The organism is Microtetraspora glauca (assembly GCF_040656155.1).
In the GTDB taxonomy this organism is placed as follows: domain Bacteria; phylum Actinomycetota; class Actinomycetes; order Streptosporangiales; family Streptosporangiaceae; genus Microtetraspora; species Microtetraspora glauca.
The window spans coordinates 91,929-109,032 of sequence record NZ_JBFALK010000009.1 but is presented as its reverse complement, the minus strand read 5'-3'; the positions used below and the strand labels follow the sequence as shown (position 1 = coordinate 109,032).

Here is a 17,104-nt window from a genome sequence, read left to right as displayed (position 1 = left end):
TCGCCACGTTCGTCCTCCCGCTTGTGAAGCACCCGGGAGGATACCTCCGATTCCTGCGTCAGCTGGAGGCGAACAGGGCGCGGATCCGGACCGCCTGTTCCGCGCGCTCGGCGGCGGCCTGCTCCTCCAGGGTCCGGCCGGGAGCCCCCTGAAGCAGCCGCTTGGTCGCCGTCGCGGCGTCCCTGTTCGTACTGAGCAGCGCGGCCGCGAGGTCGCGTACGGCCTGCGGCAGCTCCTCACCCGGAACCACCAGCTCGGCCAGGCCGAGCCGGAACGCCTCCTGCGCGCCGACGGTGCGGGCGGTCAGGCAGATCTCGATGGCCCGAGGGACGCCGACGATGTCGACGAGCGGCTTGGTGCCGGTGAGATCGGGAACCAGCCCGAGCGCCGGCTCCTTCATGCAGAACATGACGTCTTCCGCGACGATCCGCAGGTCGCAGGAGAGCGCCAGCTGGAACCCGGCCCCGATCGCATGGCCCTGGACGGCGGCGATGGAGACGATGCCGGGCCGGCGGAGCCACAGGAACCCGCGCTGGGCCTGCGCGACCGCCTGTTCGAAGGCCGCGTCGCCGAGGCCGGCGACCGTGCCGAACGACCCCTGCCCCGGCACCCCTTCGGGCGTGAACATGCGCAGGTCGATGCCCGCTGAGAAGGACGGCCCCTCACCACGGACCACGACCACCCGTACCTGATCCGGGAGGTTGTCCCCGATCCGGGTCAGTGCCGACCAGGTGGCGAACGTCTGGGCGTTGCGCCGTTCCGGCCGGTCCAGGGTGATGGTCGCGATCTCGCCGTCCACCTCAAAGCGCAGTCCGATCTCCGCGAGCTCAGTCGCCGAGATCGCCTCCGTGCTCCCCCCAAGTGTCGCTTCCGCCATCCTCAGCTCCTACATCCCGGTCGAGTGGTCTCCGCGGTCCCGCCCCGAGCCTACCGAATATCGTTCGGATGGCTCCTGACAGGACCGCCCGGCATGCGGGAACGTGCGGCTGCGGTCGCGCGCGTTGCGAGGCGGATCTCTAGCGCTTGGACTTCCCTCGGGTCGCCCCGCCGCGCCCGCGCAGAGCCACACCGGACTCGCTCAGGATGCGGTGGATGAACCCGTAGGACCGGCCGGTCGAAGCGGCCAGCGCGCGGATGCTCTCACCCGCGGCGTACCGCTTCTTGAGATCGCTGGCCAGTTTTTCACGGTCGGCCCCGGTCACCCGGGTGCCCTTCTTCAGAGTCTCGGCCACGAGTACCTCCTGTAGTGCCAGACTTCCGCAGCGTTACTCACGCCATGATCAGTCATTTCGGCGGGATCGGCTACCTACTCGGCGGGAAAAGATCCCTACCCGCTCAAATTAAGATCAGGCGAGGGCCACAAGATCGGAAAATTCGTCGCTCCAGGCGTCCTCTACTCCGTCGGGCAGCAGGATCACCCTGTCCGGCTGAAGTGCATCGACGGCTCCCTCGTCGTGCGTGACGAGCACGATGGCGCCGGCGTAGGATCGCAGCGCCGACAGGACCTGGTCCCGCGAGGCCGGATCGAGGTTGTTGGTGGGCTCGTCCAGAAGTAGCACGTTGGCGCTCGACAACACCAGCGTCGCCAGGGCGAGTCGCGTCTTCTCCCCGCCGGACAGGACCCCCGCGGGCTTGTCCACGTCGTCCCCGCTGAACAGGAACGAGCCGAGCACCTTGCGCAGGTCGACGTCGGCGAGATCGGGGCCCGCGGAGCGCATATTCTCCAGGACCGTGCGGTCCGGGTCGAGGGTCTCATGCTCCTGGGCGTAGTAGCCCAGCTTGAGGCCGTGACCCGGCCTGACCTCGCCGGTGTCGGGCGTCTCGATGCCGCCGAGCAGGCGCAGCAGAGTGGTCTTCCCCGCGCCGTTCAGGCCCAGGATGACCACGCGGGAGCCCCGGTCCACGGCGGCGTCCACATCCGTGAAGACCTCCAGCGAGCCGTACGACTTCGACAGCCCGGTGGCGGTCAGCGGGGTCTTGCCGCAGGGGGCGGGCTCGGGGAAGCGGAGCTTGGCGACCCGGTCGCTGCGCCGCTCGCCCTCCACCCCGGCCAGCATGCGCCGGGCCCGGCGCTCCATGTCCTGCGCGGCCTTGGCCTTGGTGGCCTTGGCCCGCATCCGGTCGGCCTGCGAGAGCAGCACGGAGGCCTGTTTCTCGGCGTTGGCCCGCTCGCGCTTGCGGCGCTTCTCGTCGGTCTCGCGCTGGGCGAGGTAGGCCTTCCAGCCGACATTGTAGGTGTCGACCACGCAGCGGTTGGCGTCGAGGTGCAGAACGCGGTTTACCGTCGCTTCAAGGAGGTTGACGTCATGGCTGATGATCACCAAGCCGCCCTGGTGGGATCGTAAAAAATCACGAAGCCACCCGATCGAGTCTGCATCGAGGTGGTTTGTCGGCTCGTCAAGCAGGAGAGTCTCGGCTCCGCTGAAGAGGATCCGGGCCAGCTCGACCCGGCGGCGCTGCCCTCCGGAGAGGGTTTCCAGGGGCTGGGTGAGCACCCGGTCGGGCAGTCCGAGGCTGGAGGCGATCGAGGCCGCCTCCGACTCCGCGGCATAGCCGCCCAGCACGTGCAGGCGGTCCTCCAGCCGGCCGTACGCGCGGACCGCGCGGTCGCGGGTGCGCGAGTCGTCGGCGGCCATGCCGAGCTCGGCGGCCCGCAGCTCGCGCAGCACCTCGTCCAGACCGCGCGCGGACAGGATCCGGTCGCGGGCGAGGGTGCTCAAGTCGCCGGAGCGGGGATCCTGGGGCAGGTAGCCGACGCTGCCGGCCGCGGTCACCGAGCCGGCGGCGGGGATGCCCTCGCCCGCGAGCACCTTGGTCAGCGTGGTCTTGCCGGCGCCGTTGCGGCCAACGAGGCCGATCTTGTCTCCGGGATTCACCCGGAACGAGGCGCCCTCGATGAGCAGCCGGGACCCGGCGCGCAGCTCGACGTCAGTAGCAATGATCATGATTAGGGGAACATCCCGTGTGATGGGGTCAGGACCGGCGCGTGGTCGCACGGATGGCCGGCGAGTGCGAGAACGGATCCGCGCGAACTCGGGGAGATGATCAATCGGGAGCGCGCATACCGCCCAGTGTACGGCCTGTCCGCCGGTGACCTCCGGTCTCACGGCCGCGAAGCCCGGTTCGCCCGGCGTTGGAGGACATCGCCGGGCCTGCACCGGTTCAGTGGATGCGTCACGCCACTGCTACGCGCCGCCGGACGCTCCCTGGTCGAGGACGCGGACGCGGACCGCGCGGAACAGCCCCGGCGTCTCCCGCAGCACGGCGAGCCGGGGATCGGGGACCGTGAGGAACGGCTCGCGTTCGAGGGCGAGGAGCGGCGCCAGGCGCCGGTCGCCGCGTACCCCGTCGATCGCCCGCCGGTCGCCGCCGAGCAGGACGGCCTCCAGATCCCCCGCGTACGGCAGCAGCACCCGCGCGGCGACCTCGGCCGCCGCCCCCAGCGCCTCGCCGGACTGCTTCTCCCTGCGCCGGGCGAACCGCTGCTGGGACCACCCTCCCGCCGCGCTGCGTCCGTGGACCTGCCGGGAGCCGACCTTGGAGGCCACCAGCCGCTCTCCGTCGAACACGCCCGCGGCGTAGCCGCCGAGCCGTACCAGGAGGACGCCCACCAGGCGGTCGCGCCGCGCGTGCGCGGCGAGCGCCGCCACCGCGTCGCTCACCCCGAGGAACCGGTCGGGTGGATGTCCGAGCGGAAGTTCGAGGGGTGATCCGAGGGGGTGTCCGGGGGCCTCGGCGATCGGCTGTCCGGGAGACGCGCCGAACGGCTGTCCCGAGGGCCCGCCGGGTTGGACGGCCAGGGGCGGGAACGGCACGTGGCATTCGGCCACCGCCCCGTCGGCCGCGGTCAGCCGTACGAGATCGGGGGTGGCCGTCACCTCGGCGGCGCCATGGCGGGCCGTGAAGCCCTCTATCCAGCGCTCGACGCGTTCGGGGGTGACCGTCACCCATCTGCCCCCGCCCGCCGCCGGTCGTGCCGTCATGGGACCCGAGGCTATCCCGAGACCGCGCCGCGCCGTGTCCGGCCCTGTCACGGCCGCCGGACCAGGGGTGATATATCCCGACAGAACGGTAGGGGAAAAGTCGGTGAACTTCGTTTCGCGTCACTCCTGTCACCGATAGAGGAACAGCACAATTCAACCGTGTCGGTCCCTCTTCCCTTCGCGGCGCCGCTCGCCCAGTCCGCCCCGGACGTCACCGCGTCCGGCTCCTTCGCCGCGGATCCCCCGGGTCCCGGCCACGCTCCCGCTCCGGTCTTCCTGCCGATCGTTGACCTCGACACCGGTGGTGTCATCGCCGTCGAGGTCGCGGCGGGCGACGTCCCCGGGCTCGCGCCGTCCGACGTCTCCAGCACCGTGCGGGGCCTGCTCGCCGCGTCACGCGCGGAGGCCCTGCTCCCCCTCGTGCTGCCGATCCCGGCCCGCTCGGTGATCGGCGGGTCCGGCGGCCTCGCCCCGCTGCACGAGGCGGTACGCGTCTCGGGCAGGCGGCCGCGCGAGCTGATCCTCGTGATCGAGGGGGAGATCCCGGCGGCGGACCGGAGGGCGCTCCTCGCCGGGATCGACGGCCTGCGCGCCGCCGGATATCTCGTCGCCTTCGGCGGGCTCGGCAGCGCGCACCTGCCCCTCGACCTGCTCGCCGACGCGTCGCCGTACGTGATCGTGCTGGCCCGCGACCTCGTGGACCGGGTGCCGCGCGATCCCCGCAGGAGCGCGCTCGCCGAGTCGCTCGTGGGGGTGGCGCGCGCCCTCGGCGCGCACGTGCTCGCCCCCGGCCTGCGGGATGAGGCCCAGCTCGCGGCGACGCGCGGATGGGGGATCCGGCTCGCCCAGGGCCCGCTGCTCGCGCCGATCGACTGGAAGCCGTCCAGCGGACGGGTCCAGCTGCACGTCCCGCTACCTGTCCCGGACACCACGCCCGTGGCCGCGCTGCTCGGGCCGCGAGTCCAGGAGCTGCTGCTCCCGGCGGTGACGCTGTCCTCCGAGGCGACGGCGGAGGACGTCGTCGCGGCCTTCGGCTCCGAGCCGTCGATCACCAGCGTCATCCTGGTGGACGAGTACCAGCGGCCGGTCGGCAGCGTCGACCGGAGCCGCTTCCTGCTCTTCATGGCCGGCGCGTACGGCCACGCGCTGCACGCCAAGAAACCGGCCAGACGCCTGGCCGACACCACCAGGACGGTCCCCAGGACCACACCGGCGATCGCCGCCATGCAGCTCGCGGGCCGGGACGCGACCCGCGTCTACGACGACCTGGTGGTGGTCGACGAGGTCGGCCGCTGCATGGGCATCGTCCGCGTCGGCGACCTGATCCGCCACGTCGCCACCATCCCGTCGTCCCGCTGACCGCGTGGCCGCGTGGCCGCGCGACCGCCGTAGCCGTGTGACCGTGCGATCGTGTGGTCCCCGCGCGCGGACCTCAGGTCAGAGCCAGCCCTGCAGTCGCGACCGCTGCACGGCCTCGATGCGGTTGCGCGCGCCGGTCTTCTGGATGGCCGAGGAGAGGTAGTTGCGCACCGTGCCCTCGGACAGGTGCAACGCTCGGGCGATGTCCGCGATCGTCGCACCGTCCGCCGCCACGGCCAGCACGTCGCGCTCCCGCTGCGAGAGGGGGTTCGGCCCGGCGCTCAGCGCGGCGGCGGCCAGCCCGGGGTCGATCACCCGCTCGCCGCCCAGCACGCGGCGGATCGCGACCGCCAGATCGCGCGCGGGGCTGTCCTTGACCAGGAACCCGGCGGCGCCGGCCTCCATCGCCCGGCGCAGGTATCCCGGGCGGCCGAATGTGGTCAGGATCATCACCCGGCATCCGGGCACCCGGTCGCGGATCTCCGCGGCGGCGGCGATGCCGTCCATCCCGGGCATCTCGATGTCCAGAAGGGCGACGTCGGGGCGGACCCGCTCGACGACGGCGACGGCCTCCTCGCCCGTGGCGGCCTCCCCCACGACCTCGATGTCCGGCTCCAGGTCCAGCAGGGACGCCAGGGCCCCTCTCACCATCGCCTGGTCCTCGGCCAGGATGACGCGGATCATGTCGCCCGAGCCTAGACGGCCGGGACGCCGGAGTCCCGGCCGCCCGGGGCGCCAGGGTCCGCCGTCGCGGGACCGGCGGCCGGGCCGGGCACGGTGATCCTCAACCGGAAGCCGCTCGGGACCGGCCCCGCCTCCATGACGCCTCCCTCCGCGCGGACCCGCTCCGCCAGGCCGCGCAGACCGCTGCCCGGCTCGTACGGCCCCGCGTCGCCGTCGTCCCCGACCTCCAGGACCGCGCCCGAGCCGTCGTGGGCCACGCCGATCTCGCAGCGGGTCGCGCGGGCATGCCGTACAACGTTGGTGGCCGCCTCGCGTACGGCCCAGCCGAAGAGGCCGTCCAGGCCGTCCGGGAGCGGGGTGCCGGAGATCCGGACGGCCACCCGCAGCCCGGCGGCGGTGAGCGCCGCGCGGGCGCCGTCGAGTTCCTCGGAGAATCCCCGCCGGCGGTAGCCGGTGACGGCCTCGCGCACCTCGACCAGCGCCTGCCGCGCCACCGACTCGATGTCGGCGATCTCCCGGGCCGTACGGTCCGACCCCTGCTCGGCCAGCCGCCCGGCCAGCTCGCTCTTGAGCACGATCAGCGACAGGCTGTGCCCGAGCAGGTCGTGCAGGTCCCGCGCGATGCGGAGCCGCTCCTCCCCCGCCGCCAGCCGGGCCACCTCCCGCTGCGCGTCCTCGAGGCGGAGCACCAGCATGCGGGTGTTCCGCACGCTGGCGAACAGGATCCCGAGCGTCCACACCTGCACGAGGAGCAGCACGATCGTCTCCGCTTCCGCGCCCGCGAGCCGGCTGTCGACGAGGACGACCAGGGCCATCACGGCCATGGCGACCAGGGCGGGGCGCAGCGGCAGCGCCATGGAGAGCATCACGGTGACGTAGATCGGCAGCGCCGTCCAGCCGCCTCCGAAGAGGAGCGGGAACACGATCGCCATCGCGGTGGTCACGGCCATCAGCGGGACCGTCCACCTGCCGCGGTCGCCGTAGTCCCCGGGGCTGAGGACGGCGGCGACGTAGGTGGTCACGAACGCGGCGAGGGCGGCGAGCTGCCAGGCCGCCCCCGCTCCGCCCACCTTTCCCGTCACGATGTCGGACACCGGATAGACGAGGTAAACGAAGCCGAACGAGACGCCCATCAGGCGCCGCAGGCGTGATCCCCGTCCCTTCTCCACGCCGAACGTGAAGACGCCGTCCAGCCGCCCGGTCATGCGCGTACGGTCGCCCGCCGGTAGGTGTAGAGCGCGAAGGCGGCCAGGACGGCGCCCCAGCCGAGGATGCCGAGAACCGCGGAGGCCGGGGGCGCCTGGCCCGCGACGATGTTCCAGCCGATGGTGGCGTAGTCATACGACGGCAGCGCGTGCGCGATCGCCTTCATGGCCGAGGGCATCATGTCGATGGGGAACCAGAGGCCGCCCAGCAGGGCGAGCCCGAACATGCAGATCATGGCGAGCGGCTGGGCGGTGTCGGCCCGTACCAGCGAGCCGATCGTCAGGCCGAGCGCGGCGAACGGGATCACACCGAGCCACATCGCGAGGACCAGCCCGGCCCACTGCCCCGGCGGGAGCGAGACACCCTGGGTGAGCACGGCCGCGAGGCCGACGAGCACGAGCGAGGGCAGCGTGAGCAGCAGGGAGACGATCAGCTTGGTGACGACGATCGACCACCTGGGGAGCGGGGTGATCTGGAGCTGGCGCAGCCAGCCGCTCTCGCGTTCCTGCGCCCAGGGCACCGCCGTGGACATCATCGAGGACGCGAGCGCGCCGTAGGCGGCCATGGAGACCATGAGGACGACGCCGGCCTTCAGTCCCGTCGTGTCGTCCACCTGGTCGCCCCACAGGTTGGCGTAGAGCAGGTAGAAGCCGACGGGGAACGCCACGACGAAGATGGCATAGCGCTTGTTGCGCAGCATCCGCAGCGCCTCGATCTTGACGTGCTCCGGCATCAGGGCTCCTGGGTGAGTGCGAGGAAGGCGTCTTCGAGATCGGCTCCGTCGATCCGGAGCCCGTGCACGTCGAGAGTGGTCTTTCGGTAGAGCGCGTCGACGGTGGCGTCGGCGTCGCTCGTCCTGAGTACGGCGCGGCCCGACGCTATCTCGACCGCGACGACGCCGGGAAGCGCGTCGAGGCCGGCGGCGGGCTGGGCGCCCAGCGTGAAGCTCACCGCCTGGCCACCGGCCCCGGCCTTGATCTCGGCGGCCGTGCCGTCGGCGACGACCCGCCCGCGTGCGATGACGACGACCCGGTCGGAGTTCTGGTCGGCCTCCTCCAGGTAGTGCGTGGCGAACAGGACCGTGTGGCCGCGCGCCGCGTACGTCCGCATGGAGTCCCAGAAGGCGCGGCGCGACTCGACGTCCATGGCGGCGGTGGGCTCGTCGAGCACGAGGAGCCGGGGGGCGCCCGCGACGGCCAGGGCGAACCGCACCCGCTGGGTCTGCCCGCCGGACAGCCGGTCGGCCCGGCGTCCGGCCAGGTCGGTGAGGTCCGCCATGCGCAGGATCTCGTCGAAGGGGAGGGGGTCGGGGTAGAGGCCGCGCACGAATCCGACGGTCTCCGCGACGGTCAGCTCGGGGATCAGCGAGCCCTCCTGGAGCATCGCGCCGACGCGGCCGCGCGCGACGGCACGCGACGGGGTGTCGCCGAAGACCTTGATCTCGCCGCTGGTGGGGCGGAGCAGGCCGAGCAGCATGTTGATCGTGGTGGATTTGCCGGCGCCGTTCGGTCCGAGCAGGGCGACCGTGCGGCCCGCCGGGATGTCGAGGTCCAGCCCGTCGACCGCGAGCACGTCCCCGTAGGTCCTGGTGACTCCGGAGAAGGAGATGGCGTCCATGTCCTCGACGCTAGAGGCGCGCGGCGCGGACCGGCAGTTCCATACCTCCGGCCTTCTCCGTGACATTTGTCAGGCTTCCCGCGCGACGCCGGGCCGGAGCCCTTGATCGCTCCGTTAGGGTGTCTTGCATCCTTTGGCGGTGATTTGTTGGGAGTCTGGTCGCGGTGAACGGCTCGGCAGGGAACACCTCCGTGCTCGGCGACCGCTACCGGCTGGACGCGCTGATCGGCCGGGGCGGGATGGCCGAGGTGTGGCGCGGCCGCGACCTGCACCGCGACTGGCCCGTGGCGGTCAAGATCTTCGCGGCCGAGGCGTCCGACCCGTCGATGCGGGCGCGGTTCGCCCAGGAGGCCCGCACCGCCGCGCGGGTGGTGCACCCCAACGTGGTCAGCGTGTACGACGTGGGCGAGCAGGGCGGGCGCCCGTTCCTCGTGATGGAGTTGCTCTCCGGGCGGAGCCTGGCCGAGGAACTGGCGGCGCGCGGGCCGCTCGGGGTGGACGAGGTCCGCCGTCTCGCGGCACAGGCCGCGATCGGCCTGGACGCCGCGCACCGGGCCGGGGTGGTGCACCGCGACGTCAAGCCCGCGAACCTGCACCTGACCGAGGACGGCCAGCTCAAGGTGGTCGACTTCGGGATCGCCCGGCTGGCGGACGAGGCGGCGGGCCGGCTGACCGCCGTCGGCATGATCGTCGGCACCGCGGCGTACCTGTCCCCAGAGCAGATCATGGGCCGGCCCGGGGACGCCGCCAGCGACATGTACGCGCTCGGCTGCGTGTGCTACGAGCTCCTGTGCGGCCACCCGCCGTTCGCCGGGAGCTCGACCGAGCTGGTCTTCCAGCACGTCCAACAGGCTCCGGCTCCGCTGCGCCGCTACCGGCCCGACCTTCCGGTCGAACTGGAGGCGCTGGTGCTGGCGCTGCTGGACAAGGAGCCCCGCGCCCGGCCTGCCGCCGGAGAGGTGATCGCCCGGATGCGCGTGGACCCGCGCCCGGCGCGGGCGGGCGACACCGCGGTGCTCGACGTGGGAGGCGCCGCGTCGCACGACGTCGGCGTCCCGCCCACCGCCTGGCCACCGGCCGCGTCCCCGCTCGCCCCTCCCACGTACGGAGGACCGACCGGGTATGGAGGGCCTACCGCGTACGGAGGGCCGACCGGACCCGGCGGGTCCACCGCGTATGGAGGGCCGACCGCGTACCAGCCGTCCCTGTCCGCCCCTTCCTTACACGGGACCTCCGTACACGGGACCTCCGTACACGGGGGACCGGGTGGGCGGGCGACGCGTGGCGGGATGTCCCGGCGCAAGGGCGCGATGATCGCGGCGGCCGCGGTCCTCCCCGTCGTGGCGGTGGTGTGGCTCGTGTCCCCCTCGTCGACGCCGTCGCCCGGCGCCTCCCCCGCCGCGATGAGTACGGGGGCCGCCACGACGCCCTCCCCCACCCGGCAGAGCCCGTCCACGACGCCGTCCGCCGCGCCGTCCACCACCCCCCCGACCGCGCCGTCTCCCTCGCCGAGCAGGACCGCGAGCGGTCCTCAGGCGTGGCTGGCCGGACTGGAGAGCGCCCTGACCGCCCAGGAGCGGCAGCACGGCATCGACTCCGACACGGCGGAGAAGGTACGCGAGGAGATCGAGGAGATCCGGGAGGAGCTCGCGGACGGGGAGCCCAAGAAGGTCCAGAAGAAACTGCGGGACCTCGGCAGGACGCTGAGCAAGGCCCAGCGCAAGGGCCGGCTGGCCTCCAGCGGGCCGTTGATCGACTATCTGAACCGGTCCGGCCTCCTGTCGGGCCCGAGGCGCTGACCGCGGACGGCCCGGACGGGCTCAGCGGCGGGCGCCGCCGAGGACGACGTACCTGGCGGGGCCGCGGGTCCCGGTGAACAGGAAACGTTCCATCCGCCCGATGGTGAACCCGGCCACGCGCTCCCCCTGGACGAAGGCGCGCGCGGCCGGACCGTCACGGCGGCGCCGGATCGTCAGAGACGGCAGGCGTAGATGGCGGTGACCAGGATGGCCTTCGCGCCGATCTCCCAGAGCTGGTCCATGATCTGCTGGTGGCCCTTGCGCGGCACCATGGCGCGGACCGCCACCCAGCCCTCGCGGTGCAGCGGGGACACCGTCGGCCCCTCGACGCCCGGCGTGATCGCGATGGCCTCGTCGATGCGCTCGGCGCGGATGTCGTAATCCATCATGACGTAGTCGCGGGCGACCAGGACGCCCTGCAGCCGCCGGATGAGCTGCTGGAAGCCGTTCGTCTCCGGGGCGCCGCTCCGCTTGATGAGCACGGCCTCGGAGTGGGCGATGGGCTCGCCGAAGACCTCCAGGCCGACGTTGCGGAGCGTGGTGCCGGTCTCGACGACGTCGGCGACGGCGTCCGCGACGCCCAGCCGGATGGCCGTCTCCACGGCGCCGTCGAGCTTGATCACCCGGGCGTCGATGCCCTCGTCGGCGAGGTATTTGCCGAGGAGGCCGGAGTAGGAGGTGGCGATCCGCAGACCGGACAGGTCGGCGGCGCTGCCGTACCGCCCGGCGGGGGCGGCGAAGCGGAACGTGGACCCGCCGAAGCCGAGCGGGACGACCTCCTCGGCCGGGGCGCCCGAGTCGAACAGCATGTCGCGGCCGGTGATGCCCGCGTCGAGCGTGCCCTCGCCCACGTAGACGGCGATGTCGCGGGGACGCAGGAAGAACAGCTCGCAGGAGTTCTCGGGGTCGATGACCACGAGTTCCTTGCTGTCCTTGCGCGGACGGTATCCGGCCTCTTTCAGGATGGTCTGGGCGGCATCGGCGAGCGCGCCCTTGTTCGGTACGGCGAGACGCAACATGGTGTGGCAGAAACCCTTCGGGATGCGGATGACGAGGTCATGGAACGCATTCAGGCCACCCGGTGGGCGGCCTAGAGATGCTTGTAGACCTCGTCCAGCCCGATGCCGCGCGCCAGCATGAGGACCTGCACGTGGTAGAGCAGCTGGGAGATCTCCTCCGCCGCCCGATCCGTGGACTCGTGCTCGGCCGCCATCCAGCTCTCGGCGGCCTCCTCGACGACCTTCTTACCGATGGCATGGACCCCGGCGTCCAGCGCGGCCACGGTGCCCGAGCCCTCTGGCCGGGTGCGCGCCTTCTCCGACAGCTCGGCGTACAGCTCTTCGAAGGTCTTCATGATCTCTTTCAGGGTCGTCGGGCGATGCGGAACCAGCGTAGTCGGTCCGTACGACCAGCCGCATCGCGCCACCCGTCCGCGTCAGCCGAAGATCTTTCTGGCGATCCTCAGGTGTTCCAGGGCCTGGAGGGACTGGCCGCCCTCGTGCCCGTTGAACGGCCAGATCGAGATGTCCTTGGCACCGGCGTAGTGATTGTAGGCGGCGAACACGGTCGAGGCCGGGGTCACCTCGTCGCGCAGCCCGACGGAGAACCGGGCGGGCACCGTCGCCCTGGCCGCGAAGTTCGTCCCGTCGAAGTAGGCGAGAGTGGCGAAGACGTCCTCGGCCCTGTCCCGGTTGACCGCGCAGAACCGGCTCAGCTCCCCGTACGGCAAAGCGTCGGTGATCTCCACGGCGCGGCGGATGTGGCACATGAACGGCACGTCGACGAAGGCGTAGGAGATGTCCGCGCCGATTCGCGGGGCCAGCGCGGCCGCGGCCAGGGCCATGCCGCCGCCCTGGCTGCCGCCCGCGACGGCGATCCGCTCCGCGTCCACGGCGGGATGCGCCCTCGCCGCCTCGACGGCGCGTACGACGTCGGTGTACAGGCGCCGGTAGTAGTAGTCGTCGCGGTCGAGCACGCCACGCGTCAGCTTCCCCGCCGTCTCGGGGCCGGTCCCCGGGGCCGGATCGGGTGTGTCGCCCTGCCGCCACCCGCCGCCCTGGCCCCGCGTGTCCATCACGAAGGCGGCGTATCCCGCCGAGGGCCACAGCAGCCAGTCGTGCGGCAGGCCGCGCCCGCCGTTGTAGCCGATGAACTCGACGACGCACGGCAGCGGCCCCTCCGGGGACGCGGGGGTGAGCAGCCACCCCTTGATCGGATGCCCGCCGAAGCCCGCGAAGGTCACGTCGTACACGTCCACGCGTGCGAGGTGGGCGTCGTACGGGGTGAAGGTCGCCGCCAGATCATGCGCCCGCGACTCCGACAGCGTGCGCTCCCAGAAGTCGTCGAAGTCCTCGGGCTCGCCGCGTTCGGGCAGGTAGGCACGGAGCTGGTCGAGCGGCAGGTCGACGAACAAGGGGGCTCCTTACGACTTGCGACAGGCGCACACGGGTGGGGATCCCGGGTGACGCGGACCATGCCGGGAGCGCGCGTCGCGCGTGATCCCGGTGACGTGGAACCGTACAGGAACGACGACCGAGCATGGTTCTGGTCCGGTTAAGAGACGCGGGAGCACGCGACGAGGACCACTTCGCCGCAGGAGCGACGTCGGCGCCCGCATGGTCGGCCGTGCCGGGATCCGCTCGGGGACACGCTCGGAACTTACCCGGTTGAGTGCCGGGACTCCATCCCATCCGGAGACGACGGAAGCGAACGCCCACGACACCTCGAAACGGCCGCGCCGTCTTCAAGGGCCGTCTTCGGGCGCCGTCTTCGGGCGCCGTCTTCGGGGGACGCCGACGCCCGCGCGGGTCGGGCGGGCGTCCATGATCCGGGCGGCTCAGGGGGGCGATCCTCTCATCCGGCGGGAGCGTGAGCGGGCGCCATAACGCGTTGATCATCCCTCCGCCCGCCACTAACATTCGCCGGTGACATCCCCTGACGCGCAGATCCGAGGGCCGGTGCGGTTCCTCCTGTGGCTGGCGATCCGCCAGAAGCGCCGCATCCTGACCGGGTCGCTGCTGAGCAGCGCGTGGATGGTCGCCATGGCCCTACCGCCGTACCTGCTCTCCCGTGCCGTCGACGACGGCCTGGCCGCCCACGACTCCGGGGCGCTGACGGGCTGGACGGCCGCGATGCTGGCCGCGGGGGTGGGGAGCGCCCTGCTGGGCATGGCACAGCACCGGACGACGACGAAGGTCCGGATGGACGCGATGTTCCGTACCGTGCGAGCGATCATGGACCAGGCGCTCCGGCTCGGCGGCACGCTGCCCCGCCGGGTCGCGACCGGTGAGGTGGTGGCGATCGGCCTGAGCGACGCGCGGACGATCTCCCAGGCGATGTCCTTCGCCGGTCCGGGGATCGGCGCCGTCGTCGGGTACGTGGTCGTCGCATTCGTGCTCGCCGACATCTCCCTCACGCTCGCCCTCGTGGTGCTCGCCGGTGCGCCGTTACTCGCCGTCGTCATCGGGCCCCTGCTGAGCCGGGTCCTGAGCGCCGGAGACGACTACCGGGAGCGGCAGGGCGCGCTGACCGCCAGGCTGGTGGACGTGGTGGCCGGCCTGCGGGTGCTCAACGGTCTGGGCGGCAAGGAGATGCACGCCGACCGCTACCGGCGGCGCTCGCGCGAGCTGTGCCAGGAGGGTTACCGGGTGGGCGCCGCCACCAGCTGGGTCGGCGCGCTCAGCGGCGGGCTGCCCCTGCTCTTCCTCGCGCTGGTCACCTGGCTCGGCGCCCGGATGGCCGCCGAGGGATCGCTCACCATCGGCGATCTGGTCGCGGCCTATGGGTACGTCGCGATGCTGGCCATTCCGATGACCGTCCTCATCATGGGTGGCTCCGACCTGGCCCGCGGAGTGGTCGCCGCCCGGCGCGTCACCGGATTCCTCGCTCTGGCACCCGGCCGGACGGGCCCCGCCACCACCGCGGACGCGCCCGCGGGCCCGGCCGTGCTCCACGATCCCGCCTCCGGCGTCGAGGTGCCGCCGGGCCTGTTCATTGTGCTCACCGGCGCGCGCCCCGCGGACGCCGCGGCTGTGGTCGAGCGCCTCGGCCGGTTCGAGGACTCCGATGTCCTCTGGGGCGGCGTGCGGCTGGACGCGGTCCCCCTGGCCCAGGTCCGCGAGCGCATCCTGGTCGCGGACAACGACGCCGATCTGTTCGCCGGAACCGTCCGCGAGGTGGTGAGCGGCAGGGGCCACCCCGAGGACTCGGCCGTGCGGGCCGCGATCCACGCGGCGGCCGCCGCGGACATCGTGGACGCGCTGCCCGACGGCCTCGACTCGGTCGTCGCCGCCCGGGGCCTGAGCCTGTCCGGGGGACAACGCCAGCGGCTCCGGCTCGCCCGGGCGCTGTGCGCCGGCCCGGAGGTGCTGCTGGCCGTCGAACCGACCTCGGCGGTCGACGCCCACACGGAGGCCGTGATGGCCGCCCGGCTGCGTACCGCGCGCGCCGGCCTGACCACCGTCGTCACCAGCACCTCGCCCTTCGTGCTGGAACAGGCGGACGTGGTGGTGCACCTTGTCGACGGACGGGTCGCGGCCACCGGCACCCACCGCGAACTGCTGGAGAACGCGCCCGGCTACCGGGCTCTGGTGTCCCGTGACACCGACGCGGCCGAGGAGGCTCACCGATGACCCGACCGCTGCCCGTCGCCGGACGTGCCGAGGTACGCCGGGCCGCCTGGGCCGAACTCCGCGCGGACAACCGGACGATCATCGCCGTCCTGGTCCTCAACCTGCTCGCGGCGGCCGTCGGGCTCGTCGGTCCATGGCTGCTCGGAACCATCGTGGACACCGTCAGGACGTCGCACGGCCAGGCCGCCCTGGCCACCGTCGACCGGCTGGCTCTGATCATCGTCGCCGCGACGATCGGCCAGATCCTGCTGTCCCGGTACGCCCTGCTGCTCGGGACCCGGTTCGGCGAGCGTGCCGCCTCCCGGGTCCGCGAGCGGTTCCTCGGCCGGGTGCTCGCGCTGCCCGCCGGCACCGCAGAGCACTCCGTCACCGGCGACCTGAGCGTCCGTGGCACCAATGACGTCGACATCATCGCCTCCACGCTGCGCGACGCGGTGCCCGAGGTGTTCATCGCCGTCATGCAGGCGCTGTTCGTCGTCGTGGCGGTACTCTTCCTCGACCCGCTGCTGGGCCTGTCCGGCCTCGCCTGCCTGCTGGTCCTCGGGCCGGCCCTGCGCTGGTACCTGCGCCGCGCTCGGACCGCCTACCTCGCCGAGGGCGAGGCCACCTCGGCGCTCGCGGAAGTGATCGCCACCACCGCCGCCGGAGCCCGGACCATGGAGGCGCTCGGCCTTCAGCAGCGCCGCCACCAGGCCGCCGAGGAGGCCATCGCCACCGTCCGGCGCGCCCGGCTGCGCACCCTGTGGCTGCGCACGGTCCTCTTCCCCGCCGTCGACGTCTCCTACGCCCTGCCCGTGGTCGGCGTCCTGCTGATCGGCGGCGTGCTCTACGCCCAGCACGCCGTCACGCTCGGCGCGGTCGTCGCCGCCTCGGCCTACCTGCGCCAACTGGACGCGCCCATCGACACCATCCTGAAGTGGGCCGAGCAACTGCAGTCCAGCGGCGCCTCCTATGCCCGGGTGGAGGGCCTGGCCGCCGAACCCACCACCGCCGAACCCGCCGAACCCGCCGAACCCGCCGAACCCGCCGAACCCGCCGACGACCGGATCAGCGTGTCGGGCGTCCGCTACCACTACGCCGGCCACGCCGACGTGCTGCACGGCGTCGACCTTCAGGTACGGCAGGGGGAGCGGATCGCCCTCGTGGGACCGTCGGGTGCCGGCAAGTCGACCCTCGGGCGGCTGCTGGCCGGGATCGACCGGCCGGGCTCCGGATCGGTGACGGTCGGCGGGGTACCGATCGCCGATCTGCCGCCGGAGCGTCTGCGCCGCCAGGTGGTGCTGGTCACCCAGGAGCATCACGTCTTCCAGGACACGCTGCGCGACAACCTGCTGATCGCCGCGCCGGACGCGGACGACGACCGGCTGCGCGCCGCGCTCGCCACCGTCGGCGCCCGCTGGGCCGACGAGCTGCCGGACGGCCTCGACACCGACCTAGGGGAAGCCGCGCACCGGTTGGACGGCGCCCAGGCCCAGCAACTCGCCCTCGCCAGGGTGGTGCTGGCGGACCCGCACACCCTGGTTCTCGACGAGGCCACCGCCCTGCTGGACCCGGCGACCGCCCGTGACACCGAACGCGCCCTTGCCGCCGTCCTGGACGGGCGCACCGTGATCGCCATCGCGCACCGGCTCCACACGGCGCACGACGCCGACCGGGTCGCGGTGATGGACGCCGGTGTGATCACCGAACTCGGCCCCCATGACGACCTGGTATCCGCGGGCGGGACCTACGCCGTCCTCTGGCGCTCCTGGCACGGCGACTGAGCCTGTCGTCCACCACGCCGGGTCCGGGCCCGGAGAGGGTGGGCCGTCAGGCGGGTCCGCCG

The 17,104-nt window shown here is 72.6% G+C and carries 15 protein-coding genes; 4 read left to right on the top strand and 11 right to left on the bottom strand.

Translation table 11 applies throughout. The features are described 5' to 3' along the window. Positions 1-58 precede the first annotated feature (58 nt). The 4 genes from AB0I59_RS18015 to AB0I59_RS18000 form a co-directional block, all read right to left on the bottom strand. Positions 59-877 carry an enoyl-CoA hydratase/isomerase family protein gene (locus AB0I59_RS18015; RefSeq protein ID WP_061255604.1) on the bottom strand — a complete coding sequence of 273 codons (819 nt, stop codon included), beginning with the start codon at positions 875-877 and terminating at the stop codon, positions 59-61. A 139-nt stretch (positions 878-1,016) separates the two neighbouring features. Further along, the gene (locus tag AB0I59_RS18010) at positions 1,017-1,232 is read right to left on the bottom strand and encodes a helix-turn-helix domain-containing protein (protein WP_061255603.1); all 216 of its coding nucleotides are present in this window, start codon (positions 1,230-1,232) and stop codon (positions 1,017-1,019) included. A 114-nt stretch (positions 1,233-1,346) separates the two neighbouring features. After that, entirely contained in the window at positions 1,347-2,945 is a 1,599-nt protein-coding gene (locus tag AB0I59_RS18005) for an ABC-F family ATP-binding cassette domain-containing protein (protein ID WP_061255602.1), read from the bottom strand. Positions 2,946-3,185: 240 nt separating this feature from the next. Continuing rightward, positions 3,186-3,983 carry an acVLRF1 family peptidyl-tRNA hydrolase gene (locus AB0I59_RS18000; RefSeq protein ID WP_358134014.1) on the bottom strand — a complete coding sequence of 266 codons (798 nt, stop codon included), beginning with the start codon at positions 3,981-3,983 and terminating at the stop codon, positions 3,186-3,188. Between the two features lie 159 nt (positions 3,984-4,142). Here AB0I59_RS18000 and AB0I59_RS17995 point away from each other — a divergent pair, with 159 nt between their 5' ends. Beyond that, a complete protein-coding gene (locus AB0I59_RS17995; protein WP_358134011.1) occupies positions 4,143-5,342 on the top strand; it encodes an EAL domain-containing protein in 1,200 nt (399 codons plus the stop codon). Between the two features lie 78 nt (positions 5,343-5,420). Here the strand turns inward: AB0I59_RS17995 and AB0I59_RS17990 are convergent, their stop codons facing one another. From AB0I59_RS17990 to AB0I59_RS17975, 4 genes are read right to left on the bottom strand one after another with little or no spacing between them, the layout of a single operon-like run. Continuing rightward, the gene (locus AB0I59_RS17990) at positions 5,421-6,026 is read right to left on the bottom strand and encodes a response regulator transcription factor (protein ID WP_358134007.1); all 606 of its coding nucleotides are present in this window, start codon (positions 6,024-6,026) and stop codon (positions 5,421-5,423) included. 11 nt (positions 6,027-6,037) lie between these two features. Beyond that, the gene (locus AB0I59_RS17985; protein WP_358134004.1) at positions 6,038-7,231 is read right to left on the bottom strand and encodes a sensor histidine kinase; all 1,194 of its coding nucleotides are present in this window, start codon (positions 7,229-7,231) and stop codon (positions 6,038-6,040) included. Beyond that, positions 7,228-7,965, bottom strand: coding sequence for an ABC transporter permease (locus AB0I59_RS17980; RefSeq protein WP_358134001.1), 738 nt, complete (start codon positions 7,963-7,965; stop codon positions 7,228-7,230). The genes AB0I59_RS17985 and AB0I59_RS17980 overlap by 4 nt, the downstream gene beginning before the upstream one ends. After that, positions 7,965-8,849 carry an ABC transporter ATP-binding protein gene (locus tag AB0I59_RS17975; protein ID WP_061255597.1) on the bottom strand — a complete coding sequence of 295 codons (885 nt, stop codon included), beginning with the start codon at positions 8,847-8,849 and terminating at the stop codon, positions 7,965-7,967. The genes AB0I59_RS17980 and AB0I59_RS17975 overlap by 1 nt, the downstream gene beginning before the upstream one ends. A gap of 164 nt (positions 8,850-9,013) precedes the next feature. On the opposite strand from AB0I59_RS17975, the gene AB0I59_RS17970 reads away from it, so the two are divergent. After that, on the top strand, positions 9,014-10,648 hold the full coding sequence (locus tag AB0I59_RS17970; protein ID WP_358133998.1) for a serine/threonine-protein kinase: 1,635 nt from the start codon (positions 9,014-9,016) through the stop codon (positions 10,646-10,648). Positions 10,649-10,821: 173 nt separating this feature from the next. Here the strand turns inward: AB0I59_RS17970 and hisG are convergent, their stop codons facing one another. From hisG to AB0I59_RS17955, 3 genes are all read right to left on the bottom strand, one after another. Next, entirely contained in the window at positions 10,822-11,667 is an 846-nt protein-coding gene (gene hisG, locus AB0I59_RS17965) for an ATP phosphoribosyltransferase (protein WP_061255595.1), read from the bottom strand. Between the two features lie 71 nt (positions 11,668-11,738). Continuing rightward, entirely contained in the window at positions 11,739-12,002 is a 264-nt protein-coding gene (locus AB0I59_RS17960; RefSeq protein WP_061255594.1) for a phosphoribosyl-ATP diphosphatase, read from the bottom strand. Positions 12,003-12,083: 81 nt separating this feature from the next. After that, positions 12,084-13,061: an acetylxylan esterase gene (locus tag AB0I59_RS17955; protein WP_358133994.1), complete on the bottom strand. Its 978-nt coding sequence runs from the start codon at positions 13,059-13,061 to the stop codon at positions 12,084-12,086. Positions 13,062-13,572: 511 nt separating this feature from the next. On the opposite strand from AB0I59_RS17955, the gene AB0I59_RS17950 reads away from it, so the two are divergent. Continuing rightward, positions 13,573-15,279 (top strand): ABC transporter transmembrane domain-containing protein, encoded by a 1,707-nt coding sequence (locus AB0I59_RS17950; RefSeq protein WP_358133991.1) that lies wholly within the window; start codon positions 13,573-13,575, stop codon positions 15,277-15,279. Further along, positions 15,276-17,042 (top strand): ABC transporter ATP-binding protein, encoded by a 1,767-nt coding sequence (locus AB0I59_RS17945; protein ID WP_358133988.1) that lies wholly within the window; start codon positions 15,276-15,278, stop codon positions 17,040-17,042. The genes AB0I59_RS17950 and AB0I59_RS17945 overlap by 4 nt, the downstream gene beginning before the upstream one ends. The last annotated feature ends 62 nt before the right edge of the window (positions 17,043-17,104 follow it).